The sequence below is a fragment of the Roseomonas sp. HF4 genome (assembly GCF_005222755.1).
Lineage (GTDB): Bacteria > Pseudomonadota > Alphaproteobacteria > Acetobacterales > Acetobacteraceae > Neoroseomonas.
Map to the genome: position 1 here is coordinate 348,325 of NZ_STGD01000001.1, position 22,946 is coordinate 371,270.

19 protein-coding genes are annotated in these 22,946 nt (G+C 73.5%); 7 read left to right on the forward strand and 12 right to left on the reverse strand.

Annotated elements, in window-relative coordinates; genetic code table 11:
* From E8M80_RS01670 to E8M80_RS01680, 3 genes are read left to right on the forward strand one after another with little or no spacing between them, the layout of a single operon-like run.
* Positions 1-777, forward strand: coding sequence for an ABC transporter permease (locus tag E8M80_RS01670; protein WP_240789844.1), 777 nt, complete (start codon positions 1-3; stop codon positions 775-777).
* 17 nt (positions 778-794) lie between these two features.
* The gene (locus tag E8M80_RS01675; protein WP_137123908.1) at positions 795-2,303 is read left to right on the forward strand and encodes an amidohydrolase family protein; all 1,509 of its coding nucleotides are present in this window, start codon (positions 795-797) and stop codon (positions 2,301-2,303) included.
* Between the two features lie 10 nt (positions 2,304-2,313).
* Positions 2,314-3,003 (forward strand): cyclase family protein, encoded by a 690-nt coding sequence (locus E8M80_RS01680; RefSeq protein WP_137123909.1) that lies wholly within the window; start codon positions 2,314-2,316, stop codon positions 3,001-3,003.
* A gap of 136 nt (positions 3,004-3,139) precedes the next feature.
* Here the strand turns inward: E8M80_RS01680 and E8M80_RS01685 are convergent, their stop codons facing one another.
* From E8M80_RS01685 to E8M80_RS01725, 9 genes are all read right to left on the reverse strand, one after another.
* Positions 3,140-4,141, reverse strand: coding sequence for an NAD(P)-dependent oxidoreductase (locus E8M80_RS01685; protein WP_137123910.1), 1,002 nt, complete (start codon positions 4,139-4,141; stop codon positions 3,140-3,142).
* Positions 4,090-6,117, reverse strand: coding sequence for a hydantoinase/oxoprolinase family protein (locus E8M80_RS01690; protein WP_137123911.1), 2,028 nt, complete (start codon positions 6,115-6,117; stop codon positions 4,090-4,092). Before E8M80_RS01690 ends, E8M80_RS01685 begins: the two co-directional genes overlap by 52 nt.
* Positions 6,104-7,906, reverse strand: coding sequence for a hydantoinase B/oxoprolinase family protein (locus E8M80_RS01695; RefSeq protein ID WP_137123912.1), 1,803 nt, complete (start codon positions 7,904-7,906; stop codon positions 6,104-6,106). The genes E8M80_RS01690 and E8M80_RS01695 overlap by 14 nt, the downstream gene beginning before the upstream one ends.
* Positions 7,906-8,871: an ABC transporter ATP-binding protein gene (locus E8M80_RS01700; RefSeq protein ID WP_137123913.1), complete on the reverse strand. Its 966-nt coding sequence runs from the start codon at positions 8,869-8,871 to the stop codon at positions 7,906-7,908. Before E8M80_RS01700 ends, E8M80_RS01695 begins: the two co-directional genes overlap by 1 nt.
* Positions 8,864-9,835: an ABC transporter ATP-binding protein gene (locus tag E8M80_RS01705; protein WP_137123914.1), complete on the reverse strand. Its 972-nt coding sequence runs from the start codon at positions 9,833-9,835 to the stop codon at positions 8,864-8,866. Before E8M80_RS01705 ends, E8M80_RS01700 begins: the two co-directional genes overlap by 8 nt.
* A complete protein-coding gene (locus tag E8M80_RS01710) occupies positions 9,832-10,674 on the reverse strand; it encodes an ABC transporter permease (protein WP_137123915.1) in 843 nt (280 codons plus the stop codon). The genes E8M80_RS01705 and E8M80_RS01710 overlap by 4 nt, the downstream gene beginning before the upstream one ends.
* Positions 10,671-11,684 (reverse strand): ABC transporter permease, encoded by a 1,014-nt coding sequence (locus E8M80_RS01715; RefSeq protein WP_137123916.1) that lies wholly within the window; start codon positions 11,682-11,684, stop codon positions 10,671-10,673. Before E8M80_RS01715 ends, E8M80_RS01710 begins: the two co-directional genes overlap by 4 nt.
* 9 nt (positions 11,685-11,693) lie before the next feature.
* Positions 11,694-13,286 (reverse strand): ABC transporter substrate-binding protein, encoded by a 1,593-nt coding sequence (locus tag E8M80_RS01720; RefSeq protein ID WP_170979144.1) that lies wholly within the window; start codon positions 13,284-13,286, stop codon positions 11,694-11,696.
* Positions 13,287-13,420: 134 nt separating this feature from the next.
* Positions 13,421-14,209, reverse strand: coding sequence for an enoyl-CoA hydratase/isomerase family protein (locus E8M80_RS01725; protein ID WP_137123918.1), 789 nt, complete (start codon positions 14,207-14,209; stop codon positions 13,421-13,423).
* An 87-nt stretch (positions 14,210-14,296) separates the two neighbouring features.
* Here E8M80_RS01725 and E8M80_RS01730 point away from each other — a divergent pair, with 87 nt between their 5' ends.
* Complete coding sequence (locus E8M80_RS01730; protein ID WP_137123919.1) at positions 14,297-15,274, forward strand: Gfo/Idh/MocA family protein; 978 nt, start codon at positions 14,297-14,299, stop codon at positions 15,272-15,274.
* Between the two features lie 136 nt (positions 15,275-15,410).
* Here E8M80_RS01730 and E8M80_RS01735 read toward each other — a convergent pair whose 3' ends face one another.
* Both E8M80_RS01735 and E8M80_RS01740 read right to left on the reverse strand, forming a co-directional pair.
* Positions 15,411-17,006 (reverse strand): gamma-glutamyltransferase family protein, encoded by a 1,596-nt coding sequence (locus tag E8M80_RS01735; protein WP_137123920.1) that lies wholly within the window; start codon positions 17,004-17,006, stop codon positions 15,411-15,413.
* Between the two features lie 5 nt (positions 17,007-17,011).
* Positions 17,012-17,974, reverse strand: a complete 963-nt coding sequence (locus tag E8M80_RS01740) for a tripartite tricarboxylate transporter substrate binding protein (RefSeq protein ID WP_137123921.1) — start codon at positions 17,972-17,974, stop codon at positions 17,012-17,014.
* 81 nt (positions 17,975-18,055) lie between these two features.
* On the opposite strand from E8M80_RS01740, the gene E8M80_RS01745 reads away from it, so the two are divergent.
* Genes E8M80_RS01745 through E8M80_RS01755 form a run of 3 tightly spaced genes read left to right on the forward strand, consistent with a single transcriptional unit; the run spans position 18,056 to position 22,778 of the window.
* On the forward strand, positions 18,056-18,964 hold the full coding sequence (locus tag E8M80_RS01745) for an ABC transporter substrate-binding protein (RefSeq protein ID WP_170979145.1): 909 nt from the start codon (positions 18,056-18,058) through the stop codon (positions 18,962-18,964).
* Positions 18,965-19,002: 38 nt separating this feature from the next.
* The gene (locus tag E8M80_RS01750; RefSeq protein WP_137123923.1) at positions 19,003-21,261 is read left to right on the forward strand and encodes a penicillin acylase family protein; all 2,259 of its coding nucleotides are present in this window, start codon (positions 19,003-19,005) and stop codon (positions 21,259-21,261) included.
* Entirely contained in the window at positions 21,258-22,778 is a 1,521-nt protein-coding gene (locus E8M80_RS01755; RefSeq protein WP_137123924.1) for a GH3 auxin-responsive promoter family protein, read from the forward strand. The genes E8M80_RS01750 and E8M80_RS01755 overlap by 4 nt, the downstream gene beginning before the upstream one ends.
* Here the strand turns inward: E8M80_RS01755 and E8M80_RS01760 are convergent.
* Positions 22,747-22,920 (reverse strand): bacterioferritin-associated ferredoxin, encoded by a 174-nt coding sequence (locus E8M80_RS01760; protein ID WP_137123925.1) that lies wholly within the window; start codon positions 22,918-22,920, stop codon positions 22,747-22,749. The genes E8M80_RS01755 and E8M80_RS01760 overlap by 32 nt on opposite strands.
* Positions 22,921-22,946: the final 26 nt, after the last annotated feature.

Sequence of the window (22,946 nt, forward strand, 5' to 3'; positions counted from 1 at the left end):
ATGGCCCGCTTCCTTGCCGCGCTGCCCGCCTGGATCGCCGTGATCGGCCTGTTCGCGGCCTGGGAGGGCGCGGTCCGCTTCTTCGGGATCCGGGAATTCCTGCTGCCCGCGCCCTCCGTCATCTGGACCGCGACGGTCGCGGTCTGGCCGATGGTGCTGGAACATGCTTGGGCGACGCTGGTCACGGTGCTGCTGGGCTTCGCGGCCTCCGTGCTGGTCAGCCTGCCGCTGGCGATGCTGATCGCCTCATCCCGCGCGATCTCGGCCGCGATCTACCCGCTGCTGGTCGTCACGCAATCCATCCCGAAGGTCGCGCTGGCGCCGATCCTGATCGTGGCGCTCGGCGCCAACGAATTGCCGCGCATCATCGTGACGTTCCTGGTGGCGTTCTTCCCGCTGGTGGTGGCGTCCGTCGCGGGGCTGCTGGCAACGCCGCCGGAACTGGTGGAACTCGGCCGCGCCTGCCGCGCGGGGCGCATCCAGGAACTGCTGCGCATTCGCCTGCCCTTCGCCGTCCCCTTCGTGTTCGGCGGGCTGAAGGTGGCGGCCGCGCTGTCCGTCGTCGGCGCCGTCGTGGCGGAGTTCGTCGGTGCGGATGCCGGGCTCGGCTACCTGATCCAGACCTCGATGGCCTTCTTCCGCACGCCGCTCGCCTACAGCGCGGTGGTGATCCTGGCGCTGATGGGCATCGTGCTGTTCCAGGCCGTGTCACTGGCCGAGCGCATCTTCTTCCCCTGGTCGAGCGGGTCCGAGCATTCGGCCCCGCCCGCCGCCTGAGCCGAGAGACCCCGACCATGGCCGAGACCGAAGCCGGCACCATCCTCATCAAGGGCGCGCTGCTCGCCGATGCGGGCCTGCGACGCGCCGCGCCCGCCGACGTGCTGGTGAAGGACGGCGTGATCGTCGCCGTCGGCGCCGGTCTCGCCGCACCGGGCGACGCGAAGGTGGTCGATGCCGCCGGATGCCTGATCCATCCCGGCCTGATCAACGCGCACACGCACGGCCATGGCGGCCTCGCGCGCGGGCAGGGCGACAAGTGGACGCTGGAGCTGCTGCTGGCAGCCGCGCCCTGGATCGGCGGCAACCGCGCGCTTGCCGACAAGAAGCTGACGACGCAGATCGTGGCCGCCGAGATGGTGCTGAAGGGCTGCACCGCGGCCTACGACCTCTACTACGAATTCCCGGTGCCGACGGCCGAAGGGCTCGACGCCGTGGCCGAAGCCTACCACGAGGTCGGCATGCGCGCCGTGGTGGCGCCCATGGTCGCCGACCGCACGTTCTACGAGGCGATCCCCGGCCTGTATGACGCGCTGCCGGCGGCCTTGCAGGCGCGCGTCGACAGGCTCCGTCTGCCCGCCTGGGAACGCACGCTGGACGCGATGCGGGGCCTGCTGAAGGACTGGCGCTGGGGGGCGAAGGACATCCGCGCGGCGGTGGCGCCGACCATCCCGCACCATTGCTCGGACGCCTTCCTGTGCGGCTGCCGCGACCTCGCGCGCGAGTACAAGGTTGGCCTGCACAGCCATGTCGGCGAGAGCAAGGTGCAGGCGCTGACCGGCATCCGGACCTATGGCAGGACGCTGGTCGGGCACATGGACCATCTCGGCCTCATCGGGCCGGACTTCGTCGCCGCGCACGCCATCTGGCTCGACGACGACGACCTCAAGCTCATGCGGGACAAGGGCGCATCGCTGGCGCACAACCCGGGGTCCAACATGCGGCTCGGCAACGGGATGTTCCGCTTCCGCCGGGCGCGCGACATCGGCGTCAATGTCGGCATCGGCACCGACGGCGCCAATTGCTCCGACAACCAGAACATGTACGAGGCGATGCGCTACGCCTCCATGCTGTCCAAGGTGCAGACGCCCGACCCACGCCACTGGGCCGGCGTCGAGGAGATCTACGCCGCCGCGACGGAAGGCTCCGCCCGCGCGCTTGGCTTCGAGGACATCGGCGCGATCGCGCCGGGGATGAAGGCGGACATCGTCTTCCTCGACCTCGGCTCGATCAACTGGATCCCGCACAACTGGTCGGTCAACCAGGTGGTGCACACCGAGGACGGCACGGGCGTACGCCATGTCATGATCGGCGGGCGCTTCGTGGTGCGCGACCGGCGGCTGCTGACGCTCGACCTCGCGAAGCTGGCCGTCGAGGCGGAAGCGGCGCGCGAGCGGCTCGAGGCGCTGAACGCGGAGTTCAAGGACCTCTACGAGAAGCTCGAGCCCGTCGTCGCGTCCTTCTGCCCGGCCTTCGCCGCGCAGCCCTATCACCTGCGGCAGTATCTCTGCGACGCGCCCAACTGAGGACACGCCCATGGAATTCATCGACCTCAGCCGCGAGATCTTCCACCGCACCCAGACGCATCCGAGCCACCCGCCGGTGGTGATGACGGTCTGGAACGACCACAGCGAGAAGAAGCACGCGGGCAACACGGTCTTCAGCAGCAAGGCGATGTCGATCGCCTTCTCGGACCATGCGGGGACGCATGTGGACGCGCCGGTGCATTTCGACCCGCGGCCCGGTGCCGCCTCGATCGACGAGGTGCCGCTCGAGAAGTTCTACACCAGCGCCTTCTGCATCGACCTCTCGCATGTCCCGCTCAAGACCGCCGCGACGCTCGAGGAGGTGCAGGCCGCGGTCGCGAAATCCGGCCAAGCCATCCAGCCGGGCGACACGGTGCTGGTGTGGATGGCGACGAACGAACGCCTGCTCGGCAAGCCCGGCTACCTGCACGATTTCCCAGGGCTTTCGCTGCCCGCCATCCATTGGCTGGCCGACCAGGGCATCGGCATGTTCGGCGTCGAGGCGATCAGCCCCGCGCCGGAGGGCGAGCCCAATTTCCAGGCGCACATGGCCTGCGCGGAACGCGGCATCACGCACATGGAATGCCTCGCGAATCTCGACCAGCTGGTGGGGCGCGGGCGGTTCCGCTTCATCGGGTTCCCGCTGAAGATCCGCGGCGGCACGGCGAGCCCGATCCGGGCCGTGGCGCTGTTCGAGTAGGGCGCGTCGCGGAGGGGCGCCGCCCCTCCGCACCACCCCGGCAAAGGCCGAAGGGCCTTTGCAAACCAATACCTGGTACCGGTTTCCAAAGGCCTTTGGTGGGGAGGGTGCGGGAGGTGCAAGGCCCCTACCGCCGTCAGCGCTTCGCGCCGATGAACCGATGGATCTCCGTGTTGTCCACCGTGGGGCCCAGCGCGGCGACCGCCCCGGCCCAACGGTCCCGGCACAGCGCCAGCAGCCCCGCATCGAACCCCGTCTGCGCCGCGATGCTGCCCGCCGTATCGAGGTCCTTCCGCATCAGCCCGAGCTGGAACCCGCCCGCGTAGCGACCGCTGATGATCTCCTGCCGGGACTTGGTCTCGGTCGCGATGTTGCGGCCGGAGGACGCGTTCATCACGTCCGTCAGGATGCCGAGGTCTAGGCCCAGCGCCTCCCCCATCCGAAGCGCCTCGGCCGTTGCGAGCAGCCCCGCGGCGTAGACGAAATTGTTCAGCGCCTTCATCGCATGCGCGCTGCCGACGGCGCCGGTGCGGATGATCGCCTCCCCCATGCCGCGCAGCACGGGCTCCGCCTTGGTGAAGGCGGCGTCGTCGCCGCCCACCATGATGGCGAGCGTGCCTGTCCTGGCCTTCGCCACGCTGCCCGAGACCGGCGCATCCACCAGCGCCGCGCCGCGCGCGGCCGCCGCCTCGGCCAGGCGCCGCGTCTCGCCAGGCTCGGAGGATCCCATGTCGATCACGAGCATCCCCGGCCGCAGCGCCGCGAGCAGCCCGCCCTCGCCGTCCATGACCTGCGCCACGATGCGGCTGTTGGGCAGCATCAGCACGACGATGTCGGCCGCCGCCGCCACGGCGGCGGGATCCGGCGCGAAGGCCACCGCGCCGGGGGGCGCGCCCTCGGCCAGCGCGGCGCGCGCCGCATCCGAGGTATCGCAGCCGAGCACCCGGAAGCCGCGCGCGACCAGGCTGCGCGCCATCGGCAGCCCCATCATGCCGAGACCGATGAAGCCGACCTGCCGTTGATCCATCCGCGTTCCCTCCTGCGTCCTTGCGCGGATGGTCGGCCGCGCCACGCCGCAAGGCAAGGTCAGCCGCGCGTCAGCAGCAGCGCGCCGGATGCATGCATCTCGGCCGTCCATCCGGCGCCCAGCAGCGTCGTGGCGTCGAGCTGCGTGACAATGGCCGGGCCCGCGAAGCGCGCTCCGGGGCCCAGCCGCGCGCGGTCCAGCACCGGCGCCTCCACCGGCCCGCCGGCCAGCAGGATGATCTGCCGCCCCGTCTCGGCGCCCGCCGCGTCGCCGCCCGCGGGCGGGCTCGGCGCCGGGGCGGGCAGCAGGCCGGCGGCCTCGACGCGCAGCGTCACGATCTCGACCGGCACCTCCGGCAGGTCGAAGCCGTAGAGGCCGCGATGCGCGGCGCCGAAGGCCGCGCCCAGCGCCGCCGGGTCCTGCCAGGGGATGGCGAGCTCATGCCCCTGTTCCTCGTAGCGCATCAGCGCGACGCGGCGCGTGCGGCGGTCGGCCGCGGCGACCTGCTCGAGGTCGAACCAGGCGGCGGCCTCGGCCTCCAGCGCGCCGAAGGCCGCCTCGATGTGCGCCGTGTCGGCACCGTCCAGCGCGGTCGCGATGCTGCGCGTGAATTCCGCCTTGAGGTCGGCCGCCAGCAGCCCCTGCGCACAGAGCACGCCCGGCGCCGGCGGCACCAGCACGCGCGTGATGCCGAGCAGCTCCGCCAGCGCGCAGCCATGCAGCGGCCCCGCGCCGCCGAAGGGCACCAGCCAGAAGTCGCGCGGGTCGTGCCCGCGCTCGACCGAGACGACGCGGATCGCGCCCACCATGTTGTTGTCCGCGATGGCGAGGATGCCGCGCGCCGCCGCATCCGGTGCGAGGCCGAGCGGCGCCGCGACGCGCGCGACCGCCGCCCGCGCGCGTTCGGCGTCGAGCGCCATGCGGCCGCCGAGCAGCGAGAGCGGCAGGTGGCCGAGCACCACATGCGCGTCCGTCACCGTCGCCTCGGTGCCGCCGCGCCCGTAGCAGGCGGGGCCGGGCTCGGCGCCGGCGCTCTGCGGGCCGACCGTCAGCGCGCCATCCGTGCCGATGCGCGCGAGCGAGCCGCCGCCCGCGCCGATCGTCACCATGTCCACCATCGGCAGCGGCAGCGGCCAGGGGCCGACGCGGCCGGTCTGCGTCAGACCGACCTCGCCCTTGGCGATCAGGCAGATGTCGGCGCTGGTGCCGCCGATATCGACGGTGATGAGGTTCCCGATCCCCGCCGCCGCGGCCACCGCGCGCGCGCCGACCACGCCCGCGGCGGGACCCGACAAGGCGGTCTGCGCCGGCGCGCGGCGGATCGCCTCCGCCCCCGCCACGCCGCCGTTCGACTTCATCAGCAGGAGCGGCGCGGCGATGCCGGCCTCGGCGAGCCGCGCCTCGAGCCGCGCGATATAGGTCGAGACCGCGGGCATCACCGCGGCGTTCAGCACGGTCGCCATGCTGCGCTCGTATTCACGCACCACCGGGAAGACATCGACGGAGCAGGTGATCGCGAGGCCCGGCACCTCCTCCGCCAGGATCGCCACGGCGCGGCGCTCATGGGCCGGGTTGGCGAAGGCATGCAGGAAGCAGACGGCGATGGCGGCGACGCCCGCCGCCCTGGCCGCGCGTGCGGCGGTGCGCACGGCATCCTCGTCCAGCGGCGCGAGTTCGGCGCCGTCCGCGGCGATCCGCCCACAGGCCTCGAACACCAGGGATGGCGGCACGGGACGCTTTGGCTTGATCCAGGCCCAGAGGTTGTCGCGCCGAGGCAGGTCGGCGCGGCCGATCTCGAGCACATGGCGGAAGCCAGCGGTGGTCAGCAGCGCGGTCGGCGCGGTGCGGCCTTCCAGGATCAGGTTTGTCGCGACGGTCGTGCCGTGCAGCACGCGGCCGGTCTCCTGCGCCTGCCGTCCCGCGGCCTCCAGCGCGATCCGCACGCCGGTCACGAAGGCCTCCGACGGGTCGCGCGGCGTCGACGGCGTCTTCGCCGTCCAGGCCTCGCCCGTCGCGGCGTCCTGCAGCGTCACGTCGGTGAAGGTGCCGCCGATATCGACCGCGACGATCAGGTCACGCGACGGCATCGCGGTATCCCTTCCGGTGGAACGGCCCGGCCGCCGGGCGCGTGGCGCGCAGCGCCGCCGTCGCCGCCGCGTCCACCGCGCCGTCGCGGATGACGACGCCATAGTCGCGCTCGGCGCGCGCCACGGAGACGAAGCCGCCCCGCACATCCTCCAGCACCTGCGCCTGCGGACGGTCGTGCGGATGGCCCCAGCCGCCGCCGCCGCCGGTCTCGATGCGGAAGACATCCCCGCGCCGGAGCATCGTGCCGTCCGACAGCGGCGCCAGCAGGCGCTCGCGATCCGTGCCGGGGTTCACCACGGCGCGGCCCGATCCGCCATTCATCCCGCCGGCCACGCCCCAGGGCGGGTTCAGCACGCTGTCGATGCGCACGGCGAGCATCGCCTCCTCGGCCATCACCTCGAATTCGCGCACCACGCCGCAGCCGCCGCGGTAGCGCCCGGCGCCGCCGGAATCGAGGTTCAGCCCATATTCGCGCAGCCGCACGGGATAGGAGAGTTCCATGAACTCCGCCGGGTAGTTCTCCTGCGCGACGAAATAGACGGCGTCGGTGCCGTCGGCGAAGGGGCGGGCGCCATAGCCGACGCCGATGCCGTCGCTCAGCAGGAAGCGCTTGCCCTCCGCCGTGCCGCGCAGCGCGATGACCACATAGGCGGAATGCGCCGCCGGCGCCTGGCCGCCGCGCGCCACGGCCACGAGGCCATGCAGCGCAGCCAGCAGCCGCATCATGGTCAGCCCGCGCAGGCCGAGCGGCGCGGGCGGGCGCGGCGCCAGCAGCGAGCCCTCGCGCAGCCGCACCTCGTCGATCGCGTGCGGCGCGCCCGCGTTCAGCACCTGCCCCGCCTGCCCCTGCAGCACATAGAGGCCGAGCGCCATCCCCGGCACGTCCGGGTGCATCAGCAGGTTCACGGGGCCGGGCGCCTGGTCGTCGGTTTCCGTCGCGTCGAAGACGAAGCGGTCGTCCGGCGTGCGCGTCAGCGCCAGGCGCAGCGTGAAGGGCCCGTTCCCGTGCCCGTCCGTGTCGATGGCATCGGCGAAGCGCGTCGTGCCGACCGGAAAGATCGCCTTGAGCTGCGCGCGCACCGTCGCCTCGGTGCGCGCGAGCAATTGCCGGAAGGCATCGGCCAGCACGCCGGGGCCGAAGCGCCCCGCCATCTCGGCCAGCCGCTTCTCGCCGAGCCGCACGGCCGCCATCAGCGCGCGCGTGTCGCCCTGCGACTGCGTCGGGAAGCGGGAATTGCGCCAGAAGGTCCGCAGCAGGTCCTCGTTCGTCTCGCCGCCCCGCATCAGGCGGACCGGGGGCACGATGATGCCTTCCTGGAAATGGTCGGTGGCGTCCGGGCTGATCGAGCCGGGACGCAGCCCCCCGATGTCGGAGAAATGCGCCCAGCCCATCACGAAGCCGACGCGCCGCCCCTCGTGGAAGGCGGGTGCCAGGAAAACCTGGTCGTTGGAATGCGAGACCGCGCCGCGGCTGCCGTAGCAGTCATTGTACCAGTAGAGGTCGCCCTCCCGCATCCCGTCGATCGGGTAGTGCGCGGCGACGGGGGCCACGATGTCGCCGAAGATCGGCAGGTCGCTGCCGACCGCCATGGCGCCCTCGGCGTCGAACAGCGCGGTGTAGAAATCCTTCTTCTCACGGATGAAGGCGGACATGGCGGTGCGTTCGAGCAGCGCCTCCATCTCGGCCTGCGCGGCGCGCGCGGCGCCGCGGATGATCTCGAGGGTGACGGGGTCGCAGGTCGTCATGGGCGGGGCACCGCGGGAGGGGGTGAACGGCACGTCGGTCATCACGCCACCTCTCGCCAGCGCAGGCAGGCCACCGCATGGTCCGGGCCGGCGGCCTCGCGCACCGGCACGGTATGCGCGCAGGGTTCGCGGGCCTCGGCGCAGCGCGGATGGAAACGGCAGCCGGGCGGAACCGCGGCCAGGCTCGGCGGGTCACCGGGCAGCGACGGCCCGCTCTCCCGCCCGTCCAGGTGCGGCGCGGCGGCCAGCAGCGCACGCGTGTAGGGATGGCGCGGCGCGGCGAACAGCGCGGCGGCCGTGCCCTCCTCCACCACCTGCCCGAGGTACATCACGGCGACACGGTCGCAGACCCGCCGTACCACGGACAGGTCGTGCGAGATGAACACGTAGGTCAGGCCGAAGCGGGCGCGCAGGTCGCGCAGCAGCCGCAGCACCGCGGCCTGCACGGACAGGTCGAGCCCCGCCGTCGGCTCGTCCAGGATCACGACCTTGGGCCGCAGAAGCAGGATGCGCGCGAGCCCGATGCGCCGCTGCTGCCCGCCCGACAATTCATGCGGGTAGCGGTCCGCGAGCGCGGGATCGAGGCCGACGGCGGCAAGCGTCTCGGCGATGCGCGCCTGCTGTTCCGCGCGCGCCGTCACGCCATGGATGGCAAGCCCCTCGGCGAGCGTCGCACCCACGCGCCACCAGGGGTCGAGCGCCGCGCCGGGGTCCTGGTGGACATACTGCACCGCCTCCCGCACCCGGCGCGCCGCGCGCGGGTCGAGGCCGGAGACACGGCGGCCTTCGAGCCTGATCTCGCCGGCGCTCTCGCGCTGCAGGCCGAGCAGCGCGCGCGCGAGCGTGGTCTTGCCGCAGCCGCTCTCGCCCACGATGCCGAAGGTCTCGCCCTCGGCGATGGAAAGGTCGACACCATCCACCGCGCGCACGCCGGCGCGGTGGCGCAGCAGGCCCCGCCGCGCGCCGAGCTCGACGCGCAGGGCCGAGCAACCGAGGATCTCAGCCATCCGCCACCTCCGGCAACGGATCGGCGTGCCAGGGGCAGGCGACGCGATGGCCGTCCGGCAGCGTCACGAGCGCGGGCGGCTCGACCGGGCAGCCGGACCGGATGATCGGGCAGCGCGGATGGAAGCGGCAGCCGGAGGGCTGCGCCGTCGCCGCCGGCACCGTGCCCGGGATGCCGAGCAGGTCCGTCGCCCGGTCCGGATGGCAGGCGAGCAGCATGCGCGTGTAGGGGTGGCGCGGCGCGTCCAGCACCTCCCGCGTCGGCCCGGCCTCGATGACGCGGCCGGCGTAGAGCACCGCCACCTCCTCGCACACATTGGCCAGCACGCCGAAATCATGCGTGACGAACAGCAGCGAGAGCCCGCGCTCGGCGACCAAGCCGCGCAGCAGCGCCAAGATCTCGCGCTGCGTCGTGACGTCCAGCGCCGTCGTCGGTTCGTCCGCGACGACCAGCGAAGGCTCGCAGGCGAGCGCTGCCGCGATCAGCAGCCTCTGCCGCTGCCCGCCCGAGAACTGGTGCGGATATTTCCGCAGCGCGGCCTCGGGGTCCGGCAGCTGCACGGCGCGGAACAGGTCGAGGATCCGCGCCCGATGCCCGGCGCGCGGGCCCTTCGCATGGCGGCGCATGATCTCGAGGATCTGGTCCCCCGCGCGGAACACGGGGTTCAGCGACAGGTAGGGATCCTGCGGCACGAAGCCGATCCGCCCGCGGGCGGAGGCGGCACCGTCGGCGAGGATGTCACGACCTTCGAACAGGATGGCGCCGCGGGGCGGTTCGGCGCCGCGCGGCAGGATGCCGAGGATGGCGCGCAGCAGCGTGGACTTGCCGCAGCCGCTTTCGCCCACCACGCCGACCGTGCCGCCGCGCGGCACCGTCAGCGCGACATCGTCGAGAATGTCGGCGAGCCCGGCCTCCGTGCGCAGCCGCACGCCGAGGCCGCGCACCTCCAGCACCGGCACGCTCATCGACGGGACCGCCGGAGCCGCGGGTCGGCCGCGTCGCGCAGGCCATCGCCGAGCAGGTTGAAGCCCAGCACCAGCAGCAGGATCGCAAGCCCCGGGAAGGTCGGGAACCACCAGGCCTCCGGCAGATGCTGCCGCGCCTCGGCGACCGCGAGCCCCCAGTCGGGCGAGGGCGGCGCGGCGCCGACGCCGAGGAAGCCCAGGATCGCCGCCGTCAGGATGGTGAAGCCCATGCCGATGGTGGCGCGCACCAGCACCGCCGGCGCCGCGTTCGGCAGCACGTGCAGGAACAGGATGCGCGCGGGGCTCGCGCCGATGCCCGCCAGCGCATCCACGAACAGGGATGATCGCAGGCGCCGCGTCTCGGCGAAGACGGTGCGCGCGAAGAAGGGCCAGTAGGTCAGCGCCAGCGCCACCATCGCGGCCGTGATGCCGGGCGCCAGCAACTGGCCCAGCGCGAGCGCCAGGATCAGCTGCGGCACGGCCAGGAACACGTCGGTCACGCGCATCAGCGATTCCGACAGCCAGCCTTCGCGCCAGCCGGCCGCGAGGCCGATCGGCACGCCGATCGCCATGGCGGCGAGCACGACCGTGACCGCGACCGCCAGCGCGTTGCGCGTGCCGAGGATGACGCGGGAGAGGATGTCGCGCCCGAGATTGTCCGTGCCGAACGGGAACTCGGCCGAGGGCGCGCGCAGGCGCTGCATGATGTGGCTCTCGAAGGCGTCGTCCGGATAGGGCGCGATCCAGGGCGCGAAGGCGGCCACGATCACGGCGAACAGCACGATCAGGAGGCCGAGAAACGCGACGGGGTCGCGCGCCAGCAGGCGGAGCGCCGTCACTTCGCCTCCTCCGCCACGCGCGGGTCGATCAGCGCCTGCGCCACGTCCACCGCGACGTTCACCACCGCATAGACCACGCCGACGACCAGCGTGACGGCAAGCAGCGCCTTGTAGTCGGCCGACAGGATCGCCTGCACCGCATAGGTGCCGAGGCCCGGCCAGTCGAAGATCGCCTCGACCGCCACGGCGCCCGAGATCAGCGCGCCGAACAGCAGCCCGACCTGCGTGACGACCAGCGTCACGGCGTTGCGCAGCACGTAGATCGCGGCCAGCCGCACGCGCCCGTAGCCGGCGGCCCGCGCGTAGAGCACGAAGTCCTTCTGCAGCGTCTCCAGCACGCCGGACCGCGTGAAGCGCGCGATGGTGGCAAGCCCCGGCAGCGCGAGCGTGACGGCGGGCAGCGCCAGGTGCCGCAGCGCGTCGACGAACATGTCCGGCCGGCCGGCCACCAGGGTGTCGATCAGCAGGAACCCCGTGACACGCGGCGGCGGCCCCAGCGCGACATCGACGCGCCCGCGCAGCGGCAGCACGTCGAGGTCCATCGAGAAGACCAGTTGCAGCATGATCGCGAGCCAGAAGGACGCGACGGCCAGCCCGCCCACCGACAGCAGCCGCACCAGGTGGTCGATGGGCCCGTTGTGGTTCAGCGCCGCCACCAGGCCGAGCGGCACGCCGAGCACGGTCGCGAGGAACAGCGCCGCGAAGGTCAGCTCGAGGGTTGCCGGCAGGCGCTGCGCGATCTCCTCCGAGACCGGCCGGCCGGAGAAGATGCTGCGCCCGAAATCACCGGTCAGCACCTGGCGCAGATGGATCCAGGCCTGTTCCAGGATCGGCCGGTCGAGGCCGTATTGCGCGCGGATCTCGGCGATCAGCGCCGGCGTCGCGCCATCCCCGGCGAGCGTCGCCGCCGGGTCGCCGGGAATGACGCGGGACAACACGAAGGTCAGGATGACCAGACCGAACAGCGCCGGCAGCGCGAGCAGCAGCCGGCGCAGGATGTAGCGCGCCACCCGGCGCGCTCAGTTCGCCAGCGACATCAGCCGGATCTCGCCGCCCGAACCGACAGGGGAGAAGCTGTAGCCCTGCACGCGCCGCGTCAGGCCGCGCAAGTTCAGCGTGTTGTAGACCCAGATGTCCGGGCTGTCGGCCACGATCCGGCGCGTCGCGTCCTGATAGAGGCGCTCCCGTTCGGCGCGGTCGAGGCTGGCGCGGGCGCGGCGGAGCAGCGTGTCGACCTCGGGGTTCGTGTACCAGGCGCTCGCCTTCCAGGTGCCATGGAACTGGCTGTCGTACATCTGGCCGACCCAGTTCTCGGGATCGACGAAATAGGTCGAGACCCAGTGGATCCACATGTCGGGCGTCGTGTCGGCCGCGCGCGTGGCCGAGGTGATGTTCGCCCAGGTGTTCGGCACGATGCGAAGGTTGATGCCGATGCGGCGCAGGTCCGCCTGGAACATCTGCGCCGCCTGCGTCGTCTGCTCGAGCTCCGACTGGATGTGGATCTCGATCTCGCGGCCGATCGGCGCGCCGGCGGCCCGCGCCCGGTCGCAATGCTGGCGCGCGGTCTCGAGGTTGAAGGCGTAGGGCGCCAGGTCCGGCGGATTGCCCCAGAGGTTGTTCGGGTTGGGCCCGCCGTTGCGCACGACCAGGCCGCGCAGGATCACCTCGTTGAAGCCCTGGTAGTTGAAGGCATGCGCGAAGCAGAGCCGCGCGTCGCGGTTGTCGAAGGGGGGCTTGCGGTTGTTCATGCGGATGATGAAGACGCGCATGCTCTCGTCGCGCGCGACGCGCGTGCGGGCGTTGCGGTCGACGCGCTCCACCTGGTCGGTCGGCAGGTAGCTGTCGGTCGCGTCGATCTCGCCGCGCAGCAGCGCCAGCACGCGGGTCGAGGTCTCGAGCACCGGGCGGGCGCGCACCTGCTCGACCGGCGCCTGGTTGTGCGACCAGCCCATGAAGTGGCCGGGGAAGCGCGCCATGTCCATCGAGACGCGCGTCTGGTAGTTCGCCGGATCGACGCGGTAGGCGCCCGATCCCGCGCTGTTGTTCGCGAGCCATGCCGCGCCCCAGTCGTCATTGACCACATGGGGCTGGATGGCGCGCTGGTTCACGATCGCGACCAGCGGGATGGCCGCGAGGAACGGCGCATAGGGCGAGGTCAGCACGAAGCGCACCGTGCGCGGCCCGGTGGCCGTCACGTTCTCCGGCGGCAGCACGGGGCGGAAGGCGGCGGCCGGCGCGCGGTTCATCGCGAGCAGCCGGCGGAAGGAATAGACGACGTCCTCGGCCGTCATGTCGCTGCCGTCGTGGAACTTGATCCCCTGCCGGAGCGTGAATTCCCAGGTCAGGCCGTCGGCGCTCGTGGTGTGCCCCTCGGCCAGCCAGGGCACGAGGTTCGGCGGGTTGCCCTGGTAGCGGTACAGCCCGTCGTAGACGTTGAGCAGCACGAACTGGCTCGGCACGTCGAAGATCGCATGCGGGTCGAGCGTCGCGGGCAGCGTGTCGCCCCAGACCAGCGGGCGCTGCTGCGCGGCGGCGGGGACCGGCACGGTTGCCATCGGCAGGGCCGCGACGGCGGCGGCGAGGACAGCCGCGCGAAGCTGACGGAAGCCCATCACGCATTCTCCCTTGTTCTGACGCCGGGGCATCAGAACCCCGTCCGGAGGGGGGCGCAAGCCCCCGGCCGGCGCAGATCCGGCCGCGCGGCGCGCGAACTGCCGCGCTTGCCGGCAGGCTGCCTGCCGCGCGGTCAGCCGGCCCAGCGCGGCTTGCGCTTCTCGCGGAAGGCGGCGATGCCCTCCCGCGCTTCCTCGCCGGCCGCGCAGCGCGCGAAGGCCTGGGCGCCGGCCTCGGCATAGCCCACGGGCGAAAGCGGGCCGAGCGCCGCGATCAGCGCCTTGGTCTCGGCGAGCGCCAGCGGCGCGCCCTCGGCGATGTCGGCGACGACGGCGCCGACCGCCGCATCCAGCGCGGCGCGATCCGCCACCACCTGCTGCACGAGGCCGAGCCGCCCCGCCTCCGCCGCGTCGATCACGTCGGCGCGCAGCACCATGCGCGTCGCCGCGCTGCGGCCCATGCGGCGCACCAGCCAGGGCAGGATCTGCGCCGGCACAAGGCCGCGCCGCACCTCGGGCGCGCAGAAGCGCGCATCCGACGACGCGATGGCGATGTCCGCCGCGCAGACCCAGCCGAGCCCGCCCGCATGCGCCGCACCCTCGATCGCCGCCACCACCACCTGCGGCAGCGCGGCCAGCCGGACGAAGCGTTCGCCCGCGCGGCGGTTGCGATCCTGCGCCGCGGCAAGGCGCTCCGCCTCATCCGCCTGCGACCCCACCTCCGTGAGGTCGAGCCCGGCGCAGAAATGACCGCCCGCGCCCGACATCACCACCACGCGCAGCGACCGGTCGACGGCCAGTTCGTCGAGCGCGGCGTCCAGCGCCTCCCCCATCGCGCCGTTCATCGCGTTGCGCCGCGCGGGGCGGTTCAGCGTCAGCCGCGCGACCGGGCCCTCGCGCGTCAGCAGTACCGTGTCGTTCATGCGTTCCCCCTCCGTCACGGTCGCGGAGGATAGACCGCGCCGCGCAAGGCGGCGATACAGGCGCCCGCAACGCGGGAGGATCAGCGCATGGCGGATCGCATCGACCTCGGCATCGTGGGCTTCGGGATCATGGGGGAGCGCCTCGCGCGCTTCGCCACGCAGCACGACCAGGTCCGCCTGGCGGGCGTGTGGGACCCGGCGCCGGAGGCCGCGTCGCGCCTCGCCGCCGCCGTGCCGGGCGTCGCGATGCTGCCCTCGGCCGAGGACGTCATCGCCGCGTGCGACTGCCTCTATGTCGCCTCGCCGCCCGCCTTCCACCTGGCGCATGCGAAGGCCGCCTTCGCCGCGGGCAAGGCGGCGTTCCTGGAGAAGCCGCTGGCGACCGACGTGGACGCCGCGCGCGCCTTCGTGGAGGCAGCCGAAGCCTCGGGCGCACGGGGCGCAGTGAACTTCCCGATGGCGTCCTCGCCGGCCGTCGCGCAGCTTTCCGCGTGGCGGGAGGAAGGCGCGGTCGGCACGCCGCGGGAGCTTGCCATCACCCTCGCCTATGCCGCTTGGCCAAGGTCCTGGCAGCGCGACGCGGCATCATGGCTCGACCGGCCGGAACAGGGCGGCTTCACGCGGGAGGTGCTGTCGCATTTCCTGTTCCTGACGCGCCGGCAACTGGGCCCGCTCGCGCTGGAAGACGCGCGCGCCACCTTCGCCGTGCCGGGGCGGTCCGAGACCGCCATCGCGGCGCGGCTCTCGGCCGGCGGCGTGCCGGCCACGATCTCGGGCGGCGTCGGCACCACGCTGGCCGACGACCACAACACCTGGATCCTGGAAGGCCCGGCCGGCGCGATCCGACTGCGCGACTGGTCCTATGCCGAGCGCCGCGGCGCCGACGGCGTGTGGTCCGCCGCGCAGGACGCGCTGCCGAACGAACGCATGCGCCCGATGGTGCTGAAGCGGCAGCTGGACGGCGTCGCCGCCATGACCCGCGGCGAGGCGCATCACCTGGCGACGCTGCGCGAGGCCTTCGAGGTGCAGGCGGTGGTCGAGGGGATCCTCGCGCGGGGTGCGTGAAGGGCGGGGGGAGAAGGGAACTTCTTCCCCCGGAACCTTCGTTGTCACCTGGCGCCACACCTCCAAGGATCGGCGCCAAGTGACAAAGAAGGGAGGGGGATCGGGGGAGGTTCCCCTCCCCCGACCTTGCTGCCCGTCAGTACGCCGCCGCCCACCCATCCCGCCGCGGGTCGGACCCCGCCATCCGCACGCCGTTCTCCAGCACGCGGATCGCGGCGACGCTGCACGGCCCCTCGAGGTCGCCCACCACCTTCACTTCGTGCCCGCGTTCGCGCAGCCCGGCGATGGTGGTCTCGCCGAGGCCGCGCTCGACCGTCAGCACCTCCCCGCCGCCATGCGGGTAGTTGCTCTCCTGCCCGGGCTGGGAGGAGGTCCAGCGCGGCGCCTCGACCGCCTGCTGCGGGTCCATGCCGAAGACCGCGGCGGCGACCAGCACCTGGAAGTTGATCTGCACCTGGTTGTCGGCGCCGGGCGTGCCGAAGGCCATCCAGGGGCGGCCGTCCTTCATCACCATCGGCGCGTTCATCGTGTGCCGCACGCGCCGGCCGGGCGCGAGCGCGTTCGGATGCCCCTCGTCCAGATGCCAGTACGCCATCCGGTTGTTCAGCAGGATGCCCGTGCGCGCGCCCGTGACGCCCGAGCCGAAGGCCGAGTTGATCGACTGGATGGCCGAGACCGCGTTGCCCTCGGCATCCACGACGCAGAAATAGGTGGTGTCGGCCTCCGCCATGGCGCGGACCGGAAGGCGCGCGGCGCGCGGCCCGATCGCGGCGGCATGGGCGGCGATGCGCGACGCGGAGAACAGCGCGGCGAAATCCGGCGCCTCGCGCCCGGCCTCGGCCTCGCGGTCGAGGAAGGCGCGCTTCTTCGCCTCCACCATCAGGTGCACGAGCTCCGCGCTGCCCCAGCCAATCGCGGCGAGGTCCCGGCCCTCCACGATGGCCAGCATCTGCAGCAGCGCGAAGCCCATGGAGGGTGCGGGGGTCTGGCGCACCTCGAAGCCACGCCAGGGAATGGCGACGGGCTCGCCGCGCAGCGCCGCGACGGCGGCGAGGTCCGGCCCCGCGACCAGCGCGCCCGCGTCGTCGAGATCGGCGGCGAGGTCGCGCGCCAGCGCGCCGGCGAAGAACTCCTCTGCGCCGCCGGCGGCAAGCCGTTCCAGCGTCGCCGCCAGCGCCGGCTGCGCCACGACGGCGCCGAGCGCCGGCGGCGCGCCGTCAGCGGGCAGGAAGATCGCGCGGCTGGCGGGGCAGGCGCCGATCCGCCGCGCATTGTCGGCGGCGAATTTGCGCAGCATGTGCGTCGCCGCGAAGCCGTCGCGCGCCGCCTCGATGGCTGGGCCGAAAAGGGCGCCCCAGGGCCTGCCGCCATGCGCGGCGTGCAGCGCGGCGAGCCCCGCGAGCTTGCCCGGCGTCTGCACCGAGAGCGGGCCGTCGATCGGGATGCCGCCCTCGGCGCGGTAGCGCGCGATGGTGGCCGCCGCCGGTGCCTGGCCCGTGCCGGCGAAGGTCTCGGCGCGTCCCGTCTTCGCCGACCAATGGTGGTAGAAGCCGTCGCCGCCGAGGCCCGACATGTGCGGCTCGACCACGCCGAGCGTGAGCGAGACTGCGACCGCCGCATCGGCCGCCGAGCCGCCGGCCTTCAGCACCTCCATCCCCGCGGCGGTCGCGACGGGGTGGTTGGTCGCCACCGCGCCGCGGCGGCCCATGATCAGCGGACGATGCGCGCGCATGGCGCTCAGCCCGCCTGGCGGACGCGGTCGGCGATCGGCGCCCAGCGCTCGACCTCGGCCCGCACATGCGCGGCCGCTGCCGCCGCAGAGGTGTCGGGCCAGGTGTCCACATTCGCCGCGCGCAGCCGCGCCCGCACGGCGGGGTCGGCCAGCGCGCGCATCGCCGCGGCCTCGAGCGTCGAGACGATCGCCGGCGGCGTGCCGGGCTTCGCGAACAGCACCTGCCAGGCGGTCAGCTCGTAGCCCGCGATGCCGGCGCCCGCCATGCTCGGCAGCCCGGGCACGAGCGGCGACGGCTCGCGCGAGGTGACGGCGAGGCCCCTCACCTGCCCGCCCTGGATCAGCGGCGCCAGCATGGTCGGGCTGTCGATGGTCAGCTGCATCCGCCCCGCGACCAGGTCCTGCACCGCGAGCGCCGCCGTGCGGTAGGGCACGATCGTGTAGTCCACGCCCGTCATCTGCTTCAGCAACTCGCCCGCCATGTGGTTGGTGGCGCCGGGGTTGGTCGAGCCGAAATTCGCCGCGTCGCCGCGCTGGCGCAGCCACGCCATGAGCTGCGCCACATCCTGCGCCGGGACGGACGGGTGCACCGCCAGCACGAAGGGCTGCCGCCCCACCAGGGCGACCGGCACGAAGTCGGTGATCGGGTCGTGCGGGAAATCGGGCCGCAGCGCCTTCATCACCGGGTGGTTGTTCGTGCCGATGAACAGCGTGTAGCCGTCCGCCGCCGCGCGATGGAAGGCGGCCGCGCCGATCGTGCTGCCGGCGCCCGGCACGTTCTCCGGCACCACGGGCTGGCCGAGCTGCGTGCTCAGCGCCTCGCCGATGATGCGACCCGTTATGTCGGTCACGCCGCCCACGCCGACGGGGATGACGAGGCGGATCGGCCGGCTCGGATAGCGGTCCTGCGCGAGGGCGGGCACGGCGAGCAGCGCGGGTGCGGCAGCGAGGAGCGAGCGTCGGAGCATGATGGAACCCTCCCGGGGGCGGTTGGCGGCGAGGCCACGTTACGCCACCCTGTCGCCTTGGCCAGCCCCGGGGGATCCGCAATGCACCAGGTTACGCTCCAGGAACCCTTCCGCGCGCTGTTCTACGCGCCCTTCTACGCGGCGCTGGCGCGGGGCGCCTATGCCAGCGAGGGCGTCGAGGTGCGGCTGCTACCGGGCACCGTGCCCTCGCTCGCCAAGGACAGCGTGCTGGAGGGAATCGCGGACCTCGCCTGGGGCGGGCCGATGCGCCTGCTGCTCGCGCACGACAAGGACCATGCCTGCCCGCTGCGGCTGTTCGGCGCGGTGGTGATGGGCGATCCGTTCTTCCTGGTCGGGCGCGCGCCGCGGCCGGATTTCCGGCTGGCGGACCTCGCGCGCCTGACGCTCGGCACGGTCAGCGAGGTGCCGACGCCCTGGTGGACGCTGCAGGACGACCTGCGTCGCGCCGGCATCGACCCCGACGCCGTCGCGCGCGTGACCGACCGGAGCATGGCCGAGAATGCCGCCGCCGTCGCCGCCGGCACGCTCGATGTCGCGCAGCTCTTCGAGCCGCTGGTCAGCGCCATGGAGATCGCGGGCACCGGCCATGCCTGGTACGCGCAGGCGAGTCGCGGCGCGACCTCCTACACCGCCTTCTACGGCCGCCTCGACGTCATCGAGGCGAAGCGCCCGGCCTTCGAGGCGATGGTGCGCGGGCTCGCCGCGACGCTCGCCTGGTTCGCTGAGGCGGGCGCAGCCGAGATCGTCTCGACCATCGCCCCCTTCTTCGAGGGCCTGGACCGCGAGGCCGCCGCGCGCGCAGTCGACCGCTACCGCGCGCTCGGCGTCTGGACGACCGACCCGCGCTTCCCGCCGGAGGCGCTGGCGCGGCTGGAGGCAGCCATGCTCTCGGCCGGCGCGATCACCCATGCGCCCGGCTTCGCGGGGCTGGTGGCGGAGGACGTGACCGCGCGCGCGCTCGCCCCCTGACCCTTGCCGCGCGTCCGCCGCGGCCCAAGGTGGCGGGCATGATGCGCGTCCTGATCCCGTTCCTGATGCTGCTGCCGGCCTGCGCGGCGCTCGACCCGCGCCCGGTCGCGGTCGATCGGCGGATCGCCGCCCTGCCCGCCGCCGGCGCCGCGGTCGAGCAGCCGGTCACCATCCGCTGGAACGACCACATGGTCCCGTGGGTGGAGGCGGCGACTGATCGCGACCTGTTCTATGCGCTCGGCCTCGTGCACGGGCACCTGCGGGGTGCGCAGGTCGCGCTGCTGCGGCTGGCCGCGCGCGGACGGCTGTCCGAGGCGGCGGGACCCTTCGCGGCGGATATCGACCACGCGCTGCGCATCCTGGACTTCGGCCGCGCCGCGCCCGCCATCCGCGCGGCCTGGCCAGAGGAGACCAGGCGCCTGATGGCCGCCTTCGTCGCCGGCCTCAACCACGCGACCATGACCGGTGCGGCGCCGCCGGAATTCGCGCTGCTCGGCCTCAGGCCCGAACCCTACACCGAGGACGACCTGCTCGCGATCGGACGGCTTGCGGGAACGGACGTGAACTGGCTCCGCTACTTCGCGCTGCTGCCCGCGCGCGGCACGCCGGGCTTCGCACGGCTGTGGGAACGCACGGTCGCGGCCGGCTCCTCGGCGCCCGAGGCGGCGCTCGCAGGCCGGCGCCTCGCCGTGATCCGAGAGATCCTGGCCGGCACCTCCCGCGCCGGGTCGAACACCGTAGCCGTGGCAGGACGGCGCTCGGCGAGCGGCGGCGCGCTGATCGGCTCGGACCCGCATCTCGGGCTGAACCTGCCCAACCTCTGGCTGGCGGCGGGGATGCGATCCCCATCCTTCCACGCGGTCGGGCTGATGGTGCCGGGGCTGCCCATCATCGGCGTCGGCCGCAATGCCGAGATCGGCTGGGGCGGCACCAACATGCGCGCGGCGTCGTCCGACCTGTTCGACGTCTCGGCCCTGCCACCGGAGGATTTCCGCACCGAGACCGTGCGCATCGGGCAACGCCTCTGGTTCGCCACGACGCGCCAGGTGCGCATCACGCCGCACGGCCCGGTGCTGACCGATGCCGAGGTGGTGCCGCGCCGGGAGGGTGACGTGATCGCGCTGCGCTGGGTCGGGCACGAGCCGACCGACGAGATCACCGCGCTGCTGGCCGCGGCGCGCGCGCGCAACGGGCGTGACTTCCGCGCCGCCTTCGACCGCTTCGGCGTCTCGGCGCAGAACATGCTGTGGGCCGCGCGCGACGGCAGCATCGGGCAGTTCTACGCGACCACCATCCCGTCCCGCGCCGGCGCCGCGCCGGAAGACCCCGTGCTCGATGCGCGCGACCCGGCCGCAACCGCGCCCTGGGGGCGCCTGCTGCGCACGCCGGACCTGCCCTTCGTCGTGAACCCGCGGGAGGGCTTCCTCGCCAGCGCGAACAACCGGCCGGAGCCGCTCGGTGGCCGGGCGCCGCCGCCGATGGGCTTCTTCTTCTCGGACAGCGACCGCGTCGAGCGGCTGCGCGAGATGCTGGTCGCGCTGCCGCGCGCGACGCCGGCCGACATCATGGCGATCCAGACCGACACACGGTCCCCCCGCGCGGGGCGGCTGGCGGCGGCGTTGCTGGCGCGACTGGACGACGTTGCCGAGGCCGCGCCCATCGCCGCCGCGCTGCGCGGCTGGGATGGCGACTACCGCGCCGATAGCCGCGCGCCCGTGGCCTTCGAGGTGCTGCTCGCGCGGCTCGTGCCGCGGCTCGCGGAGGCGGGGCGGCAGGACGCCACGGGCAGCCGCCGCGCGCCGGAAAGCCAGTGGAACTTCATCACGGCCTTCCTGCTGCCCGACCTCGACGCGCTCGATCCCGCGCAGCGCACGGCGCTGCTGCGCGACGCGGCTTCCGAGGCGGCGGCGGATCTCGCCGCGCTCGGCACCTGGGGGGACATGCATCGCCTGCGCGTCTCCCACTGGCTCGTGAACCTGCCGGTGGTGGGCGGCGCCTTCGCCTATGACGGGCACCCCGTCGGCGGTTCGCGCGAGACGCCGATGAAGACCAGCCACGGCCTGGTGACGCAGCGCCACAACGCCGCCTTCGGCTCGATGGCGCGGCATGTCAGCGACATGGCGGACCCGGACGCCAACTGGTTCACCCTCTGGGGCGGGCAGGATGGCTGGCTCGGCTCGGCCGCCTTCGCGGACCAGGTGCCGCTCTGGCTGGAACGCCGGTCCATCCGCATCCCGCTGACGCCGGCGACGGTCGCGGCGGAATTCCCGCGCGTGACGCGGCTCGACCCGCCATGACGCCGCCCTTCGACGCGACGCCCTGCCTCAGGCTGGTCGCGGCGCGTCGCGTCAGGCAGTTGCGCGCCATGGAGCCGGCCGCGACGCAGGCGGCGCTGCTGCTCGGACTCGTGCGCCGCGCGGCCGGCACGCGCTTCGGGCGCGACCACGGCTTCGCGGCGATCCGCAGCGTCGCCGACTTCCAGCGCGCAGTGCCGCTGCGCGGCTACGAGGCGCTGCACGACGCCTACCTGCGGGACGCGCTGCCGGTACTGGACGACGTGTTGTGGCCCGGGCGTACGCCCTACCTCGCGCTGTCCTCGGGCACCACCTCGGGGCGCACCAAGCACATCCCGGTGACGCGGGAGATGGTGCGCGCCAATCGTGGCGCCGCCCTCGACGTGCTGGCCTGGCACCTCGCCGCGCATCCGCGCGCGCGCCCCTTCGCAGGGCTGTCCTTCATGTTGGGCGGCTCGACGGCGCTGGAGGAGGTGGCGCCGGGTGTGCGCGCCGGCGACCTGTCGGGCATCGCGGCGCACGAGGTGCCGGGATTCCTCCGCCGCTGGTCCTGGCCGCCCGAGGAGATCGCGCTGATGGCGGCCTGGGACGCGAAGCTCGACCGGCTGTCACGCGAGGCGCCGGTCGGCGCGATCCGCGCGTTGTCGGGCACGCCCTCCTGGCTGCTGGTGCTGTTCGAGCGGCTGGCCGCGCTGCACGGCACGCCGCCGCTCCCAGCGCTCGAACTGCTGATCCATGGCGGCGTCGCCTGGGCACCCTATCGCGACCGCCTGGCCCCCTACCTGCCGCCGGGCTGCGCAACGCGGGAGGTCTATCCCGCGAGCGAGGGCTTCGTCGCCATCGCCGACCGCGGCGACGGGGAAGGGCTGCGCCTCGTCCTCGACCGCGGCTGCTTCTTCGAGTTCGTCCCGGTCGAGGAGTTGGCTGCGGCGGCGCCGACGCGCCACTGGGCGGCCACGGTCGAGCCGGGCGTCGAGTATGCCGTCGTCGTGTCCTCCTGCGCCGGGCTTTTCGGCTACGTGCTGGGGGACACGGTGCGGTTCCTGGAGCGCGCGCCACCGCGGCTGCTGGTGACGGGGCGGACCTCCTGGACGCTCTCGGCCTTCGGCGAGCATCTCGATGGCGCGGAGATCGAGGCGGCGCTGCTGGCCGCGGCGCGGGAGGCCGGGATCGCGGTCGCGGAATACGCGGTCGGGCCGGAATTCGACGGCCATGCCGGGCGGCACCGGTGGTGCGTGGAGGCGGCGGACGCCGCGCCGCCCGATGTCGCGGGGCGGCTGGCCGCGGCGCTCGATGCCGCGCTGCGCGCCGAGAACGACGACTACGCCGCGCACCGGGATGGCGGTCAGCTCGGCCCGCCCGCGGTCGTGCTGCTGCCGCCCGGAGCCTTCGCGGGCTGGATGCGCGCCGAGGGCAAGATGGGCGGGCAGCACAAGGTGCCGCGCGTGATGGCGGACCCGGACCGCTTCGCCGCCATGGCGGCGGCGCTCAGCGCGCCGCCGCCAGCATCGCCCGGATGATGTCGAGGCAGCGGCCGCACTGCGCCGCGCAGCCGCAGGCGGCATAGACCTCGCCCGGCCTGCGCGCGCCGGTCGCGATCGCCGCAGCGACCACCGCGTGCGTCAGCCTGTTGCAGTCGCAGAGGACATCTTCCGGCGCCATCCCGCGCAGGATGGCGCCGGGCGCGG